This window comes from Amycolatopsis sp. SID8362 (assembly GCF_010550475.1).
Taxonomy (GTDB): domain Bacteria; phylum Actinomycetota; class Actinomycetes; order Mycobacteriales; family Pseudonocardiaceae; genus Amycolatopsis; species Amycolatopsis eburnea.
Window position 1 is genome coordinate 1 of record NZ_JAAGNB010000220.1, and the last position, 632, is coordinate 632.

Genomic DNA, 632 nt, shown 5'->3' on the forward strand with positions numbered 1-632 from the left:
CCCGCCGCACCCGCCGGTGCACAGTGGACGGACGACTTCCGCGTGGTGGCCGCGAGTCCCGGTGCGTGGGCGAACGGCGGCCGGGTCGCCGTGCGGTACTCGGCGAGCAGCGTCGCGGGCCCGCCGACGGTCACCGTGCGGGTGCTCGTACCCGGCGAGCCGGCGGAAACCTTCGCGGGCATGGCGCCCGGCGAGGTTGCCGGCCGGCTCACCGCGTCCCGGCTGATCCGGGTGCTGCCGCTGCGCCCGGACGGGCCGGCGAGCCCGATCCCCGCGGGGGCGCCGATTTCGCTGGCCTGGGACCTCACGCTCACCGGCGGCACGGACAGCCCGCCGGGGCGCAACGACTACGCCGACGCGGTGGCGGCGCAGGCCGACCTGCCGGAGCCGGCGCTGGTGGCCCTCCCGGACCTCGGCGCCGACCTCACCGGCACCGACCACACGAACCTGGTGCTGGAGCTGCTCGGGGTCGTGGCGCCGCTGCTGGACCGGCTGGTGCTGCTGGACGTGCCGCCGGGCGTGTCCACAGTGGACGACGTGGCGGAGTGGGTCCGCGCGCTGGCCGGTCTCGGCGACGAGGTGCTGCTCGCCGCGGCAGCGGTGTACCACCCGCCGCTGCGGGCGCCGTCCCC

1 pseudogene is annotated in these 632 nt (G+C 77.8%); it reads left to right on the forward strand.

The window, feature by feature from the left end:
* Nucleotides 1–42 precede the first annotated feature (42 nt).
* A pseudogene (locus tag G3I65_RS07565) lies at nucleotides 43–632 on the forward strand (phage tail protein); the annotation flags it as partial.